This is a genomic window from Chryseobacterium viscerum (assembly GCF_002899945.2).
Classification (GTDB): domain Bacteria; phylum Bacteroidota; class Bacteroidia; order Flavobacteriales; family Weeksellaceae; genus Chryseobacterium; species Chryseobacterium viscerum.
In genome coordinates this window covers 102,721-120,571 of the sequence record NZ_PPEG02000008.1, presented here as the reverse complement: position 1 = coordinate 120,571, position 17,851 = coordinate 102,721, and the positions used below count along the sequence as shown (strand labels likewise).

The window sequence follows — 17,851 nt, the reverse complement described above, 5'->3', positions numbered from 1 at the left end:
AAAAATTGGGAACATATAGGAGTGATTCCAGATCAGGAAGTGAAAAGCGAAGATGCTTTAAAGGCTGCTCATTTTAAAATTTTGAAAAATATTTTAGCAACAGGCGCAAAAACAGAATTAACCTTACCTGAAATAAAAAATCTTATTAATACATTAGAACAATAAATACATACTATGTCATCAATTATCATCATCAAAGCTTCTTCTGAAGACCTGGAAATTGTACAAAACCTAGGAATACAGACCTTTTCAGAAACATTTGCAGAAGATAATACTGAAGAGTCTATGAAAAAGTATCTGGAAGAAAGTTTCAATACCGAGAAAATAAAATCGGAGTTGAGTAACCCCAATTCCTTTTTCTATATTGCCTGGGAAGAAGACAATCCTGTTGGCTATCTGAAAGTGAACTCCGGGAAGGCACAGACCGAACTTCAGGATGAAACCAGCCTGGAAATTGAAAGGATTTATGTAAAGAAAAGCCATCATGGAAAAAAAGTAGGCCAGCTTCTTTATCATCAGGCTTTAGAGACGGCTCAGCAACTTAATAAAGCTTATCTGTGGCTGGGCGTCTGGGAAGAAAACCTAAGAGCGCTCAATTTTTACAGGAAAAATGGATTTGTTGAATTTGATAAGCATATTTTCAAACTGGGAGAAGAAGAACAGACTGATCTGATGATGAAAAAGATGCTTGATTAGAAGGGGGTATGCTAAGTTTAATGCAGTAAGACAAAATATTTCAAAATGAACATTTCAGAGTTTGTAAAACAAGTCAACCAATATTATCCGTTATCCGAAGAAACGGTTAAAGCTTTACTGGATATCTGCACTGAAGAATACTACCATAAAAATGATATTCTGCTGAAATCAGGCTCCATGGCAAGATATTATTATTTTCTGCGATCCGGGCTGATTGGATATTACACGGTGGATGAGCAAGGAAATAATATTTATAAAATTTTCTTTGAAGAAAACAGCTTTGTAGCCTCCACCGCTTCTATTATTAAAAATGAACCCAGCGACTTCAACATCGTTGCACTTGAAGACTGTTCCGTTATAAAATATCCTGTAAAAGCGTATCGGGAACTGCTCGAAAAGTATCATGATCTGGCGCTTTTTCACATGCACTATTTAGAAAAAAACTGGGTGGTGAAAAAAGAACCTTTGGAAGTCTCTCTGAAATACGAAACCGCCAAACAGCGTTATGTACAATTGCTTGAAAATGAATCATTATACAGCAGGTTAAAACAGCATCACATTGCTTCTTATCTGGGGATTACGCCTACACAGCTAAGCCGGATAAAAAAGGAGATACACTGATATTCCTAACCCGAAGTGAAAAATAAATTAGCAAAAGCTTCAACATATGTTGAGGCTTTTCTCTTTTTTATGTGACAATTTTGCTCTGTCATAAGATCATTGGTACGCAATATGTTTTAAAAAGTAAGAATACCATTGATTCTATGATTATTATTAATTAAACATTTTTCAGCATGAAGAAGCTTATCAACATTGTATTTGTACTCACTGCGTTTATTCAGATATCGGCGCAAAAAATTATTCATCAGGAGATTTTTAGTCCAAAAATGAATAAAAAGATCAAAACGGTTATCATTACACCAGATCTTCAACCTAACACAACCTATCCGTCGGTTTATATTCTTCATGGTTTCAGTGGCAATCCGGACCGGATTATTAAGCAGGATATTCCGGATTTGGTTCAGAAAGCTCAGGAATACAAGACAATCTATGTCCTTCCGGATGGAAACTACAGTTCATGGTATGCAGACAGTCCGATCGTTAAAGACTCCCAATATCAAACCTTTATTGGAAAAGAATTGGTAGATTTTATGGATAAAAATTATCCTGTGAAAGCTGAGAAAAAGTTCCGGGGTATTTTAGGATGGAGTATGGGAGGCTATGGTGCAACGAATATTGGAGTTACTTATAACAAGACTTTCGGCATCGTAGGAAGTTCATGTGGAGCTTTGGACTTCAATTCGTTTGGGGAAGGCTATCAGAAATATATGGTAAATAAAGTGCTGGGACCATTGGAATCTTTGAATCCCAATTTTCTTACAGACAGCAAAATAAAACTGATGGCTGGGGCCGGGCAGCAATATATTTTCGACTGTGGTACAGAAGATACCCAAATGATCAATATGAATAGAAATTTTCATAAAAAGTTGACAGAAATGAAGATTCAGCATCTCTACACAGAATCTTTAGGAGGACATACTACAGAATACTGGAGCAGATCATTATCAGAACAGCTGGCTCTATTTAACAGATTCTTTAAATAATAACCGCATATAAAACAATAAAACCTCATGTATACGCATGAGGTTTTGTTGTTTATAAGATTTAGTATAGATTATTACTCTTTCGAAAAGGTGTATTTTGAAGCTTCTCCCTGGCTGAAATCCATCTTACGGTTTTCAAGGTCAAAAGCCATTTTTATGCCTGCATCATCAAACTTAAAAATATGATGTTCATAGGCTGCCAGTTCAAATGCATTTTGTCCTTCCGCCATTGCCTGCCCGTAAAGAGTACCTTTTTGAACAAATACTTTTATCTTCATCGGGAAATCAGCAGTGGAGTACACTCCGGTATAAGCTTGTAATTGATCAGTAGTTAGGGTCGCTTTTTTGAGATTTTCTACGCCCAGCTTTTCATGATAAAGGACCTTTCGCACATCATCAGTAGGAATCTTTATCTCAGGAGTACTGTTATTCTGAAGCAGAATAAAGGTTTTATCATGATCAAGATGTCTTTCTATAAAGGTTATATAGCCGGCCCAACCTCCGGAATGATTTGCTATTTTCCCATACTTGGTTGTCTTTTTAACAAACCATCCGAATCCATAGTTGCTTGCCTTTCCGTTTGTGGTAGTGACATCATTAAATATCAGCTTCTTATCATTTTCATTCACCAGTTTGTCGGTATACAAAGCTCTGTCCCATTTCAGAAGATCTTCAAGGGTAGAATTTACCATACCATCACCTACAATTCCATCCAGATAATACGAGTAATATTGTTTTCCATGACTGTCCAAAAGAACTTTTTTTCCGGAATTGTCTGCTTCATAGCCCAGGGCATAATTGGAAATGGTCTGCGGCTGATATCGACTTCTGTACACCAATGTATGCTTCATATCCAATGGTTTGAAAATATTCTGGTTCAGAAACTCCCCAAACGATTTTTTAGAAACCCTCTCAATAATACTTGCTAAAAAGGCATATCCTGTGTTGCTGTATTCAAATTGTTGATTCGGCTCAAATTCCAGGGCGGGTTTAGATTTTGCAAATTCTTTGATGATATCATCATTCACAGCAATTTTATTTTTATCCCAATTCTTTTCAAATAACTCCATATAATCGGGAAGTCCGCTGGTATGATTCAAAAGATTTCTGACGGTGATTTTATCATAAAAAGCCAGTTCAGGAAGATATTTGGATATTTTGTCGTCATAATTCAGCTTTCCAGCTTTCTGCAAAAGAACAATACCCATGGCAGTAAACTGTTTAGATACAGAAGCGAGTTCAAAAGTACTCTGCAGATTGAGTGGGCGCTTTGCTTCTTCATCCGCCATCCCATAGCTCTTTTCGAAGATAGGTTTGCCCTTCTCAGCAACCAGTACATTTCCGTTGAACTTTTTCTGATGATGAAGTGCTGTAAAAAGGCTATCCAGTGTTTTGGCTTCATTCTGGGCATACGTACCGATAGCAAACAATACGAGCGGAAGGCTGATTATTTTTTTTGAAATTAAATTTGTCATGATGATTAGTTTTTAAAGAAAATTTTGATCTTTTAATTTTCATTTATATCTGTCGTGCGGTAACAGCATATGTTTCATGAAAAAGAATAATTTATTAATTTTTTTTATGTGGGAATCCTTGACAAGGTTTTAAACTTTGTCAAGGATCAAGATGGCTTTTAAATTTCAAAAGGAAAACAAAAACCCTTTTTAAGCAACGCTTAAAAAGGGTTTGAATTGATTGATTGATATTCAAAAATGCTAACAGGTCAGCATATTAAAAATGTTGAAAATTTTTACCCAAATGTTCTTCTATCACAAAGAACGGATCTTCTGTAAGAGTATGTGCCCTCATATCGATAAGGCTCACTTTACTCATCATACGAAGCATAATTCTTCTCTCGCATGGCTGTTCTATACCATCTATGTTTCTTACGCCTGCACGGAAAGCTGATCTTCCATGTGCACAAAGATGATTATTAACCAAAATAACATCTCCCGCCTGTGGCGTAAATCCTGAGTAAATCAAATGTCTGGCTTCTTCCCAGAACTCATTCAGAGAATGATGAGCTTCGTCCGTCTGTCTGATACTGGAATTGAAAAGCTGTTCAGCGGCATCAAATCTCATAAAAGGAAGACTGTAATTGCCATACAATACAGCATCTAATGTCTCTTCTTCATTCTCTGCCGTTTCAAGATTCGCATCTTTCGGGATTTTATAAATACGGTCGAAAAGAGGTCTGTAATTCTCACCAATCGAGTCGTGAGAGCGGATTGAATAAAGAGTAGAAGGAACCTGCTCTTCATTACGGACATACATAAAACTTAAAAAGTCTGCCTGATGTTTCAAAAAAGCATCTTCGGTATGTACATACAAATCTGTTGAAGATCCTGATCCCGTCTGCGTTTCTTTCATTCTTTCATCAGGAATGATGGCATGTATCAATCCGCCTCCTTTACGCTGTGAATAATATTGTACAGGCTTTGAAGGAAGTGCACCGTGAATAAGTGCGCATGCAAAACCATATAAATTGAATTTTGAATAATCTGCAGACTGCCAATTAGAAGGAGTAGAACCAATATCCTCCTGATCTATATCCATTAATCCGGTGAGGATCAATGCTCCGTACTGATTTTTAGAAAAGTCACTCGCAAAATCAGCCGCTATGTTTAATATCCTTTCCGGTAAGAAATAGGATGCCAGTTGATGAACATGTCTTATAAAGTCGCGGTTTTCATAACTGTCATATTTTTTCTGAAGATGCTCTGCTGCATCTTTTATCATTCTTCTCTCCTGTGGGGTGACTTCTATGACCGTTGGAAGCAGTTTTACCGCTGTTAAACAGTCTTTATCTAAAATTTCTGTAGAATTCATTAAAAAAAATTTGGTGTTAACTAATAATTTTTATCTTTGTTTTTAATTATTCTAAATAACAATAGCCGGTTCAAATTTATGAATAATTAAGTAACCACCAAACAAAAACTTAAAAAAAATGACAAAATTAAAAACCTGATTTTCAAATATATAAATGCATATATCTGAAAATTAACAACAATCACTGATTTTAAAAATCACCTTACAAATACTTATATGAACAATAAAATAATATCCCTAGGAGCGCTTTCAAATGCTACCTTGCCTCACAATTCGGGGAATTTTGGGAATATTTTTCATCCAGATAATTACGATCATTATCGTAATGCAGTCGATAGTACATTAGACCTCGTAAAGGAATTTCTTTACAGAAATGACAAACCTTTCAGCGGTATAGAAGCCAAGGAAATGAAAGGAATGGTACAACAGATAGACCTTAATCAAAAACTTTCCAATTATAACGAACTTTTAGATGAAGTAGATGATATCTACGTAAAACATGCGACAGCTTTTCATCTTCCACAATATGTAGCGCACCTTAACTGCCCGGTTGTCATTCCGGCGTTGGCAGGAGAAATTCTTGTGAGTGCTATCAATTCTTCACAGGATACTTATGATCAGAGTGCTGGAGGAACTTTTATGGAGAGAAAACTGATCGACTGGACCGCGGATCAGATTGGATATAATACGAATGAAAGCGATGGTGTTTTCACGGCGGGAGGCTCACAGAGTAACTTAATGGGGCTGGTAATGATGCGTGACTGCTTCTCCCAGAAGAGATACAATCATAATATAAAAATGGATGGTCTGCCACCAGAGGCAAGCCGCTTCAGAATCTTTGTTTCAGACAAATCTCACTTCAGCAATCTGAAAAATGCTTCCATTATGGGATTGGGTGAGAAAAGCATAGTGAAAGTTCCTACCGATGAAAGATTCTGTATGGATATTTCTCTTTTGAAAAAATACATCAAAAGGGAAGAGCAGCTAGGCAATATCCCTATTGGTATCGTAGCAACAGCAGGAACTACAGACTTCGGAAATGTTGACCCACTAGAAGATATTGCGAATATTTCAGAACATTATAATATCTGGATGCATGTAGATGCGGCTTATGGCTGTGCATTACTATTGAGTGAGAAATATCGTAATCTGCTTAGCGGAATCGAAAGAGCAGACTCTGTAACGATTGATTACCACAAATCTTTCTTCCAGCCTATCAGCAGCAGTGCTTTCATTGTTAAAAACAAAAAAGAATTGCTGATTCTTAAACATCATGCAGATTATCTGAATCCTAAAGAAATGGATGAAGAAGAAATCCCGGCACAGATCAATAAATCGATTACCCAGAGTACCCGTAGGTTTGATGCCTTAAAGCTTTGGTTTACCCTAAGAATGATGGGTAAAGAACAGCTGGCAGAATATACAGATACCGTTATTGATCTTACAAAAGATGTTGCCTCAATGATTACTGAAGATGCTGATTTTGAATTGCTTTCAGATTCAGATCTAAGTGTTCTTGTTTTCAGATATATAAGACCGGAAATCAGCGATCTGAATGCCCTGAACCAATATATCAAGATGAAACTTTTCTACAGCGGAGAAATCCTTGTAGCAAGTACCAAGGTGGATGGAAACTTCTATCTGAAGTTTACTTTCCTGAACCCGATCACAACAACTGAAGACGTTCATCAAATTCTTACGACAATCAAAAGCCATGGAAAAGACTTTAATACAGAAAAATAAAACAGGAGAAAAATCCCGGGAAATTACTTTCAGGATTCTCCTCAACGGAATGTTAAGAGAGCTTGGAAATGGAAAATTCTATCAGGGCGTTCCAAAATATGATCTTCTTACAGCAAAAGCTCTTCAGAATAGCGAATACCCATTGCATATGAGGTTTGAGATGAAGAAAAGCGGATTGTTTTTATTTGCTCCGGTTTCTTATCGTTCTGAGACTCTTTTTCATGAATATGAACCGACTTTGTGGGCTGTTGATCATCAGAATCAGACCGTTTTTGAAGTAAATACTGAAAAACTGATTGAACTCGTTTATCAGGAGTTTTCTGAGACGACCAATGAGAAAGGCTTCAAACAATTTGCAGAAAGAATTCAGAGCAGTCTGAAAAATCTGGAACTGACTACAGAGGCATGTTTGCAGGATGATCAACTTTTAACTTACTCATTTCTGGAATCTGAACAGATGCTCCCGGCAGGGCACAATCTGCATCCTTTTACCAAATCAAGAATGGGCTTTTCTGAATCTGAGCAGTTCTTATATGGTCCCGAATTTGGAAAAGGATTCCAACTGGATTATTTCCTGATTCATAAAGATTGCATCACTGAAAAATCTCTTCCCGGAATTTCAGCAAAAGAAATATTCGAAAAGTGGGTGGCAATACCAGAAAGTTACGATTTTGAAAACACAAATGATTTCTATATTGTTCCATGCCATCCTTGGGAAGCACAATATCTTTTGTCTACAGAAGAATATCCCGAAATGCTCGGATCCGGTAAAATCATTCATATCGGGCCTTTGGGAGAAGATTTCTATGCAACATCTTCTATAAGAACCTTATATAATCCTGATTTCAGCTGGATGCTGAAGTTTTCTCTGCATGTTTTGATGACGGGATCTGTGAGAACCAACAGTTTAAAGGATCTTAACAGAGGATATGCTTCAGCCATTTGGTGGCAGCATGAAAAAGCTTCTTTTGAAGAAAGCTTCCCCAATTTTAAACTGTTGATGGAACCCTCTACATTAAGTGTTCATTATAAAGAAAAGAATGTAGAAAGCCTGAATATTCTGATCCGTGAAAATCCTTTTTCAACGGATGATAAGGTTCTTTTATTGGCAAGACTTTGTCAGGATGAATCTACAGATGGTTTTAATTTTACAGCACATTTCTTTAAAAATGTTGCCAATCATCTTGGCCTTGATGCTGAGAAAGCAACCATCATTTGGTTTGAAAAATATGTAAACCTTCTATTGTCACCTTTAAACAGATTATTCAATCAATTAGGGATGGCTCCGGAAGTGCACCAGCAGAATCTTCTTATTCAGCTGGATAATCAGCTTCTGCCGCAATCGATCTGTGTAAGAGACGGGCAAGGGTATCTGATTAAAGGAAGCTTTAAAGAAAAATATCAAAACCTGATGAAAGACTATCCTGAAGTTGAAGATCTTTTTATCAGAGATGAGCGTCTTCTGGATATCGTTTCACACCATCTTTTGGTAAGTAATCTGAGTGCTTTGATCTCTTCCATAGGAAAAACCGGATTGGTTAAGGAAAGAAAACTTATCCATATTCTATACAGAGAATTTGATCAGCTTCATGAATCTGAACCATCATTTTTGACAGATTATGCTCTGAATCAAAGATACTGGGCCGTAAAATCAAACCTTCAGTCGGCCGTTTCTGATGTAGATGGAGGGGTAAGCGCAGCAGCTATTTCTTATGCTAAAGTTCCGAATATTCTTCACAAGCATTTTTTCTCAGATCAGCTGATTCATCCGCAAGGGACAGAAGTTTTCTTTAAAAGATATTTTCAGAAAGAAGATGTGACCATGAGTATGCGCCCTATCGATCTTGACAATGACCTTGAAATGCTTCATGAATGGTTCAACAGAGAACATGCTGTAAAAATATGGCAGATGAACTGGCCTATTGATGAGCTGGAAACCTATTATAGACTGATGCTTCCAAGTGATGAAGCTCACAGCTACATCGTTGCAGGTAATGATGAGCCATCTTGTAATATCGAGGTTTACTGGGCATGTAGAGATATCGTAGGAGATTACTATGAAGTACTGCCTACCGATTACGGAACACACCAATTCATAGCACCTACTGATCCTAAAAAGAAAAATGTATCTCCCTCTACACAATCTATGGTAGATTATGTTTTTGCACAGCCTCAGGTAGGTAAAATGGTAGGAGAAGGTTCTGTAGATTCACTGGCATCTATGATGAATAAAGCCCACGTAGGGTTCAAAGTAGACAAAGTAATTGAGATGCCTCATAAAAAGGCCAATCTGAATTTCTGCTACAGAGAATGGTACTGGGAAAAGTTTCCACAGAATAGAGGGGTACAAATCACCACAAACATCACAAAAAATGACTAACGAAGCCGTATACAATGTAATAGGCATAGGTATAGGCCCTTTTAATCTGGGACTTGCCGCATTATCTAACCCAATTCCGGAACTGAAGACTCTTTTTCTAGACCAAAGAGATGGTTTCGACTGGCATCCGGGATTGATGATTGACCATGTAACCCTGCAGACTCCATTTTTATGTGACTGCGTATCTATGGCTGATCCTACCAATCCTTTGAGCCTTCTGAACTATCTGAAGGAAACCGGAAGATTGTATAAATTTTTTATCCGCGAGAGCTTCTTTATTCCAAGAAAAGAATACAACCGCTATTGCCAATGGGTCATTGAGCAGCTTCCACAGTGTCGTTTTTCAACTCAGGTGGTAGATATTACCTATGAAGAGGGTTTATATCAGGTGACTACGGTTCATACAAAAACCAAAGAAACTACTGTTTTTAAAACAGAAAGATTGATTTTAGGAACAGGAACACAACCTCATATTCCTTCTTTTATTCCTAAAGATGATTCGCGAATCATTCACACAAGCTCTTATCTATACCGAAAGGAGGAACTTTTAAGTGAAGGGAAGAAAATTGCCATCATCGGTTCTGGTCAAAGTGCAGCAGAGGTATTCTATGATTTGCTTCAGAGCAGAAATGAAAAAACTCAGCTGGGCTGGTATTCCCGTCCGGACAGATTTTTCCCTATGGAATATTCTAAGCTGACCCTGGAGCTGACATCCCCGGATTACGTTGAATATTTTTACAACAGAAGTGAATCGGCAAGGAAAAGTATTTTAAGCAAGCAGCAAGCTCAGTTTAAAGGAATCAATTATGATTTGATCAATGATATCTATGATTTTATTTATGATCTTAATATCGATAATGCAGATCCTAATCTTAAAATTATTCCTAACAGCCAGCTGAATACTGTTGATAACAGCAATCCTGATTTCATCAACCTTGAATTTACACAACTGGAGCAGGATGTGCCTTATGATCAGGAAGCCGACTATGTCATCCTTGGAACCGGATATCGTTATCATGAGCCTGCCTTCTTGAAGAATATTCAGTCAAGAATAAAAAGAGATTCAAGCGGGCTATTTGATGTTAATAGAAATTATTCAATAGATCATAACGGAGGGGAAATTTATGTGCTTCATGCAGAAGTACACACCCACAGTTATATTTCTACAGACCTGGGAATGGCTGCTTACCGCAATTCTTATATCATCAATGATATTCTTGGAAGAGAACATTATAAAATCGAAAAGAAGATTGCTTTCCAGGATTTTGATGTGGAAAAATATGCTGATTTACCAACTGCCAAAATTTAATCATACAATGAACACCAACTTAAAAAATACAATAAGCCAGGAAAACTGGCAGCAGGCTAACAGAAATCTGATGGCCAAAACCATTGCAGAACTCATGCATGAAGAGCTTCTAAAACCAACGGTAACGTTTGAAAATAAAGAAGGATTTACTGTTTTTAAACTTGAAACCGGGTTTGAAAATGTCGTGTACAGCTTCCGTGGACAAGAGAGAATGATGGATTACTGGCATATTGATAAAGACAGTATTACAAAGACAGAAAACGGGGAAGATCTATCTGCGGTAGATGTAGCGGCTTTCTTTCTGGAAATGCAGTCCGTGTTTGATTTAGATCCTTATACCATTGCAAGATATACAGAAGAATTGCTGCATACTTTATATTGTGATGCATTGATTTTATCTAAAGGGATCATGTCTTCAAAAGACCTTGCCCATTCAGATTATCAAACTGTTGAGCATAATATGACCGGACATCCATGGGTTATTGTGAACAAAAGCAGACTTGGTTTTTCTCCAAGAGATCTTAAAACATTTGCTCCTGAAGCGGATGAAAACCTAAAAGTAATCTGGCTGGCTTCCCATAAGAGCAGATCAGCATTCCAATCTTTGGAACATATCAACAGAGAAGAGTTTTATCGTTCTGAAATAGGAGAGGAATTGTATCATGATTTTCAACAAAAGCTGGTCAATGCCCGTAAAGATGTTGAAGATTATCATTTTATCCCTGTACATCCTTGGCAGTGGGAGCATAAGCTTCAGATTCATTTTGCCGGAGATATTGCTTCAGGGCTTTTAATCCAAATGGGAGAGGGAAGTGATACCTACAGCGCGCAGCAAAGTATTCGTACTTTATTCAATGTAGATCATCCTGAAAAAAGATATCTGAAAACGGCTGTTTCTATTTTGAGCACCGGAAATATCAGAGGATTGTCTCCTAAACAGATGAAAATTGCTCCGGCTATTACCGATTGGGTAAAAGGCTTAATCAAAGATGATGCGTATCTTGAAAACAAAGGAACCATTTTCTTAGGTGAAGAGGCTTCCATAGCTTATTTGCATCCACAATACGGAGCGATTGCCAGTGTTCCCTATCAATATAATGAATTCCTTGGTGCGCTATGGAGAGAAAGTGCTGAAAATTATCTGACAGAGGGTGAACAAATGGTAACTATGGCTTCTCTGCTGTATGTAGATGAAAATGGAGTTCCATTGGTTCAGGCATTTGCAGAAAAGGCAGGGATGAGTATCAAAGAATGGGTTGAAAGCTATCTTGATGCCTATCTTACTCCTTTATTGCATATCTATTACACCCATTCATTATGTGTAACTCCACATGGAGAAAACATTATGGTTGTGTTGAAAAATGGAGTTCCACAGAGAATTGTGATCAAAGACTTTGTAGATGATATTGTACTTACCGTAGAAGCGAGAGAAAAACTTCCTGCACATCTTGCAGATGGTTTGATCCAGTCTTCCAATAAAGAAAATATTCCGTTGTTTATTCTCCTGGGAGTTTTCGATGCATTCTTCAGATATATGTCAAATGCCTTGCATACGTATTCTGATTTTAAAGAAGAGACATTCTGGGAACTGGTTCACAACTGTATCGAAAATTATAAAGCTGAGAATACCCATCTTCAGGAACGATACGAAAAGTATGACCTTTACGTGCCGGCATTCAAAAGATTTTATATCAACAGTCTGCGTCTGAAAAATAATGGCTACAGTGAAAATAAAGCATTTGCCATCCCTAGAAAAGATGGAGCACTGCCCAATCCTTTGTATCAAATTGCCAATAAAAATTCAGTAGCAGCAGTATGAGGAAATTCCTGCATATACTAAAAGAAGGGACGGTTTTTGCCTATGGAGCGATAGCTGGAAAAAAAGTCGAGCTGACATCGGGAAGCATCAACCGTTCCATCTTTAGTCTGGCCATTCCTATGGTGATGGAGCTTGTGATGGAGTCTGTCTTTGTGAGTGTCAACCTGTTGATTATTGCAAAATTAGGAGATAAAGTTCTTGGTCTTGTGGGAATCACGGATAACTACATCAACTTTGCTTATGCCATAGCAGTAGGTCTTGGTATTGCGGCAGCCACTCTTATCGCCAGAAGAGCTGGAGAGAAAGATACAGAAGGAATGGGAAGAACTGCTCAATACATTATCCTTCTTGCCTTATTCTTTGCTTTATTTATTGGCGGGATCTCGTGTGTTTTCGCATCAGAAATTGTCGATTTCCTTGGAGTAAACGCCAGTGCAGTAGTTGATGGAATATCATTCTCAAGATTGGTCTTCCTGAGTATAGGACTTGTGATTCTAAGACTTTCGGTAAATGGACTTTTCAGAGGTGCCGGTGATGCAGATATTGCCATGAAATCACTTTGGATCTGTCATATTTCCAATATCATATTTGCTGTGATCCTTGTTTTCGGACTAGGTTTTATTCCTGCTTTCGGATTGATGGGACTGGCTTATGCTACCGTTTTATCAAGATTGTTAGGGGTTTTATACCAGGCTTTTATATTGATAAGCGGGAAAACCAGCATCAGCATCAGAGTTCCTTTTCATCTGGACATCCCATTACTGCAGAAAATTCTGAAAATAGCCTTTGGAGGATTGGTTCAATATATCATTCCGACATCCAGCTGGCTGATTATGGTGAAGATCATCTCCACTTTCGGAACAACTGCTCTTGCCGGATATATCATTGCCCAGCGTATTGCTTCGGTAGCTACGATGCCTGCCTGGGGAATAGGAAATGCGGCTGGAGTTCTTACGGGACAGAACCTGGGAGCAGGAGAGCCTGACCGTGCAGAGAAAACAGTCTGGAGAGCAGGAACCATCAACATGACTTATCTGGTAATAGTAGCTTTATTCTGGCAGATTGCCGCTGAATATGTGGTGAAATTTTTCACAACCGAACCGGAAGTCGCAAGATATGCAGTGCAGTATATTCATGTGGTATCTATGGCTTATCTGCTCTTAGGATTCACAATGGTAATCAGCCGTGCTTTGAATGCGGCTGGAAACATCTTGCAGGTTACACTGTTGTACCTCGTGATGTTTTATGTAATTCAGCTTCCTCTGGCTTATCTCCTCGGAGTAAGGCTTCATTGGGAACTGAGAGGAATATTTACCGCTATCGTTTCTTCGGAAATTGTATTGGCAGTATTATTCCTAATGATTTTTAGAAATGGAAAATGGAAAACTATAAAAATTTAAAATGAACACTACAGAAGAATTTTATGAAATTATCGCCTCTGCCATCGCCATAAAGAAAGAATTGGTAGATGAAAAATTGACGTATCAGGAAATCCCGGAATGGGATTCTATGTCCCACCTTCTTATCGTAGAAGCACTTGAACAGTTTTATCAGATTAAATTTGATTTTAACGATATTCTGGAGATGGGAACTGTCGGAAAAATTCGGGAAAAAATGAAAAAATACGATGTACTCGTAGAAAACTAAGCATATGAAAATTTTAGAAAATGTAATTGCCAATAAGAACTTGGAGTTTACAGATGCTTCCACCGGTAAAACAATACCGGTGGGAACGCTGTACCGGTCTTTAGGCTTAAACCCTGTAGAAAAAGGATTACTTTTTTTGTACAATGACAATCAGCTGCCCAGTGTTGAGGTTCTCCTCAATTTTTATGGAACAGCACATGCGATTGCGGTATTGGGACAAAAACTGCATTCGGAGTTCAAAGAACGTATCGAAGCAGAATACCATCCTAAGTATATCTTCGATCCACAAAGAGAAGATATTCCTGGTTACAGCCTAAAAGAATTCTCAGACAGTATCAGAATTTTTGCAAAGGATGATTATAAGAATGAAGTTACCATCCATCCTGAAATCAAGATTCTTCTGAGCACTTCAGGGACAACAGGAGTTCCTAAACTCGTCAAATTATCGGATGAAGGTCTTTATAAGAATGCTTTAAGTATTCTTAAATATATGCCTGTTCTGAAATCTGATGTGGTTCCTTTAAACGTTCCGATCAACTTCGTATACGGATTCTCTATTTTCACGACCAACTGTATGCGTGCCAGAAGAATAGTCTGTACAGATAAAGACATTATGCAGAAAGCATTCTGGGAAGAATTAGAAGAATATGGTTACAGTACACTGGGAGGAGTTCCTTTTCTCTATGAAAATCTGAATAGAATAGGGTTTTTCAGAAAAGATTCTCCAAGCCTGAGGTATTTTACCCACACCGGAGGCGTGATCAATGCGGAGCTAAGAAAAACAATTTTCTCTTACTGTCATGAATTCAAAAAAGAATTCTTTGCTCAATATGGTCAGACAGAAGCAGGAGGAAGAATGGCTTATCTGCCTACAGAAGGATTGCTGGAAGAAGAAACTTCTATCGGAACTCCCGTAGATAGCGGAAGCTTCCAAATTCATCCTGAAACGGATGAACTTCTCTTTTCACACTCCAGTATTTTTGGAGGATATGCTAATAAGCTGGAAGATCTGGCCACTTATGAACAGCCTTCTGTACTCCATACAGGAGATACTGCCAGAAAAGGTGAAAACGGAATTTATTATATCACAGGAAGAATAAAACGTATTATGAAACTTTTCGGAATACGTCTCAATCTGGATGAGGTAGAATTTATTCTTAAAAATGAAATGCAAGGCAATACGTTTGTATGTCTGAATGCCAACGATAAAAAGATCGTTGTACTGTATGACAATCAGGATGTAGATCCTCAAATCATCACCGAAACCATTAAAAATAAACTGCGTATCAACCCACAATATGTACGCACCGAACTTATAGAATCATTCCCATTATCACAAAACGGTAAAATAAACTATCCCCTGTTACAAAACTTACAGCATGAAAACATCTAAAACCCTTATATTACTTCTTGGTCTTGCTTTATCTTCAAACTCGCTTTCTGCGCAACAGGGCGATAGAATTCATGGCAAGATCATGCTGACTGAACAGGCACCAGTAAAAAACGCTATTTTAAGACTTGTCAACACGTCTTATCAGGCAAAAACCAATAATTTAGGAGAATATTACTTTGAAAATGTACCACCTGGAGAATATACCCTTCAGGTGGTTTTAAATGATATCGAACTGATGAGGGAGTCTATCCACATTCAGAAAGATGTCCATGAAATTCCTGCTATCTATGCCCCGTTACACAATAATGTGATTGAGGGAATTACAGTATATGCAGTGAGCAGAAATAAATTTTTGGATAGAGACAGTACTTCAGTGGCTAAAATGCCTTTGAAAGTTCTTGAAAATCCGCAGGCTTATACGAGCATCAACCAGCAGATCATGAAAGAGCAGCTTACTTACGATATTTCGGAGGTATTGAAAAATGTTCCGGGTATGGTAAAGATGCAGGGAAGTCCGGGAAGAGGTTCAGGAGACGGAAGCTTCTATTACAGCCTTAGAGGTTTTCCTACCAAAGTATCGATGGTAGACGGTATTCCTGCAACAACGAACGGAGAGATAGACCCTGCCGATATTGAACGTCTGGAAGTGATCAAAGGTCCTTCCGGAACATTGTATGGAGGTGCTGTAACTTCTTTTGGAGGTTTAATCAATGCTGTAACCAAAAAACCGAAAGACTATTTCGGAGGAGAAGCTTCTTATCTTATGGGAAGCTATAATCTAAACCGTGTAACGGCTGATGTTTACGGCCCGATTACAGAATCCAGAAATATGTTATTCCGTTTAAATGCCGCTTATCAGTATCAGAACGGATTCAGAGATTCTGAATTCAGAAAATCATTCTTTGTAGCCCCTACTATAAGCTATCAGGTTAATGAGAAACTAAAATTTAACTTAGGAGCTCAGATCTACAACTATGAAGGAACCAATACTCCGATTATCTTCCTTCCAAGAACAAGAGCTTATTTCGCTCACAACCCGGATGAGCTAGGCTTCGACTGGAAAAGATCATATTCAAACAATGACATGACTTTGAAAGCGCCATCTATCAACGTAAAAGCTGAGGCTAATTACAAGATTTCAGATAAATGGACTTCACAAACGTTGCTTTCAAGAAACTTCAGAAAAACGGAAGGATTATATCAATATCAGTTTATCAGAGGAAATACAAGTGATGCCATACTGGAACGTAATGTACAGTGGCAAAATTCTGAAGCTTCTTCTACAAGTGTTCAGCAGAACTTTAATGGAGAATTCAACATTGGAAAAGTTAAAAATAAGGTCCTTATTGGGGTAGATTATTTAAACCAGTCTATTAACAATAACCATTCTCCAATTGTGGTGTTTGATTACATTGATGGTAAAAATCCTACAGGACCAGTGGTATTACCAGTAACAGGTGTATATGGTAATATATCCAAAGATTTGGCACTAAAAAAGATTCAAGCCTCTCCAGCCAATTTAGTGAGAAATACCTCTTCAGCGAACCTTTATGGAGCCTATATTTCAAACGTAACTTATATTACCGATCGTTTGATCACCCTTATAAGTTTGCGTATGGATCATTATGAAAGTAAAGGGCAACTTAATATGAGTGATAACAAACGTGTTGGTGATTTCAAGCAGACTGCATGGTCTCCAAAAGTAGGAATCGTGTACCAGATCCTTAAAGATCAGTTATCTGCCTATGGGAACTATATGAATGGTTTCAGTTATACAGCACCTGTTTCGCAGCAGTTGCCAGACTATAGCGGAGAGATGAAACCGCAGATGGCGAATCAATGGGAAGTAGGGGTCAAAGGAAATCTTTGGAGAAACAAAGTTAATTTCACGGTGAGCTACTATGATATTTTAGTGGACAATATACAGAGAGGAAGCGGAGTTATCCGTGACGGAAAAGAATATAATATTGTAGTTCAGGACGGAACGCAGAGAAGTAAAGGTATTGAAATCGAGACCATCATGAATCCTGTTCAGGGATTGAATATTATGGCCGGGTATTCTTACAACCATAGCAGATACGAAAAAGCAGATGCTGATGTAGAAGGGCGCCGTCCGGAATCTGCAGGTCCTGCGAATGTATTCAATTCATGGATCAGCTATATTCTTCCTATTAGAGGACTTCAAGGACTGGGAATAGGTTTTGGAGTAAACCGTGTAGGAAAACAGATTACCGGAAATAAAGTGAAAACGGGGCAGTTTGAATTCCCTGCCTATACTTTAGTGAATGCTTCCATTTCCCTTGAAAAAGAAAGATACAGATTAGGATTTAAAATGAATAATCTGGGTAATGTACAATATTTTGCAGGGCAGGGAGTTGTAGTCGCTCAGATGCCACGTAATTTTGTTGCTGAGGTTAGCTTTAAGTTTTAA

Annotated in this window: 14 protein-coding genes; 12 read left to right on the top strand and 2 right to left on the bottom strand. The window is 38.0% G+C overall.

Annotated elements, in window-relative coordinates:
- Positions 1 to 21 precede the first annotated feature (21 nt).
- The 4 genes from C1634_RS26125 to C1634_RS18605 all read left to right on the top strand — a co-directional run bounded on the left by C1634_RS26125 (position 22) and on the right by C1634_RS18605 (position 2,300).
- Positions 22 to 165, top strand: a complete 144-nt coding sequence (locus C1634_RS26125; protein WP_165835359.1) for a hypothetical protein — start codon at positions 22 to 24, stop codon at positions 163 to 165.
- 9 nt (positions 166 to 174) lie between these two features.
- Positions 175 to 696 (top strand): GNAT family N-acetyltransferase, encoded by a 522-nt coding sequence (locus tag C1634_RS18615; RefSeq protein ID WP_103232491.1) that lies wholly within the window; start codon positions 175 to 177, stop codon positions 694 to 696.
- A gap of 45 nt (positions 697 to 741) precedes the next feature.
- Positions 742 to 1,317 (top strand): Crp/Fnr family transcriptional regulator, encoded by a 576-nt coding sequence (locus tag C1634_RS18610; RefSeq protein ID WP_394337107.1) that lies wholly within the window; start codon positions 742 to 744, stop codon positions 1,315 to 1,317.
- A gap of 173 nt (positions 1,318 to 1,490) precedes the next feature.
- Entirely contained in the window at positions 1,491 to 2,300 is an 810-nt protein-coding gene (locus tag C1634_RS18605; protein ID WP_103232492.1) for an alpha/beta hydrolase, read from the top strand.
- A 74-nt stretch (positions 2,301 to 2,374) separates the two neighbouring features.
- Here C1634_RS18605 and C1634_RS18600 read toward each other — a convergent pair whose 3' ends face one another.
- Together C1634_RS18600 and C1634_RS18595 are read right to left on the bottom strand one after the other, a co-directional pair.
- Positions 2,375 to 3,775 (bottom strand): serine hydrolase domain-containing protein, encoded by a 1,401-nt coding sequence (locus C1634_RS18600; RefSeq protein WP_103232493.1) that lies wholly within the window; start codon positions 3,773 to 3,775, stop codon positions 2,375 to 2,377.
- 256 nt (positions 3,776 to 4,031) lie between these two features.
- Complete coding sequence (locus C1634_RS18595) at positions 4,032 to 5,129, bottom strand: Fe(II)-2OG oxygenase family protein (RefSeq protein WP_103232494.1); 1,098 nt, start codon at positions 5,127 to 5,129, stop codon at positions 4,032 to 4,034.
- A 216-nt stretch (positions 5,130 to 5,345) separates the two neighbouring features.
- On the opposite strand from C1634_RS18595, the gene C1634_RS18590 reads away from it, so the two are divergent.
- The 8 genes from C1634_RS18590 to C1634_RS18555 are packed head-to-tail and all read left to right on the top strand — an operon-like array spanning position 5,346 to position 17,851.
- The gene (locus C1634_RS18590; RefSeq protein WP_109738924.1) at positions 5,346 to 6,872 is read left to right on the top strand and encodes a pyridoxal phosphate-dependent decarboxylase family protein; all 1,527 of its coding nucleotides are present in this window, start codon (positions 5,346 to 5,348) and stop codon (positions 6,870 to 6,872) included.
- Positions 6,844 to 9,252, top strand: coding sequence for a GNAT family N-acetyltransferase (locus C1634_RS18585; RefSeq protein ID WP_109738923.1), 2,409 nt, complete (start codon positions 6,844 to 6,846; stop codon positions 9,250 to 9,252). Before C1634_RS18590 ends, C1634_RS18585 begins: the two co-directional genes overlap by 29 nt.
- Positions 9,245 to 10,561 (top strand): lysine N(6)-hydroxylase/L-ornithine N(5)-oxygenase family protein, encoded by a 1,317-nt coding sequence (locus C1634_RS18580; protein WP_109738922.1) that lies wholly within the window; start codon positions 9,245 to 9,247, stop codon positions 10,559 to 10,561. The genes C1634_RS18585 and C1634_RS18580 overlap by 8 nt, the downstream gene beginning before the upstream one ends.
- Positions 10,562 to 10,568: 7 nt before the next feature.
- Positions 10,569 to 12,380, top strand: a complete 1,812-nt coding sequence (locus C1634_RS18575; RefSeq protein WP_103232502.1) for an IucA/IucC family protein — start codon at positions 10,569 to 10,571, stop codon at positions 12,378 to 12,380.
- Positions 12,377 to 13,780, top strand: a complete 1,404-nt coding sequence (locus tag C1634_RS18570) for an MATE family efflux transporter (RefSeq protein WP_109738921.1) — start codon at positions 12,377 to 12,379, stop codon at positions 13,778 to 13,780. Before C1634_RS18575 ends, C1634_RS18570 begins: the two co-directional genes overlap by 4 nt.
- A gap of 1 nt (position 13,781) precedes the next feature.
- Complete coding sequence (locus tag C1634_RS18565; protein ID WP_103232497.1) at positions 13,782 to 14,027, top strand: acyl carrier protein; 246 nt, start codon at positions 13,782 to 13,784, stop codon at positions 14,025 to 14,027.
- Positions 14,028 to 14,031: 4 nt separating this feature from the next.
- On the top strand, positions 14,032 to 15,420 hold the full coding sequence (locus C1634_RS18560) for an AMP-binding protein (RefSeq protein WP_103232498.1): 1,389 nt from the start codon (positions 14,032 to 14,034) through the stop codon (positions 15,418 to 15,420).
- Complete coding sequence (locus C1634_RS18555) at positions 15,407 to 17,851, top strand: TonB-dependent receptor (RefSeq protein ID WP_109738920.1); 2,445 nt, start codon at positions 15,407 to 15,409, stop codon at positions 17,849 to 17,851. The genes C1634_RS18560 and C1634_RS18555 overlap by 14 nt, the downstream gene beginning before the upstream one ends.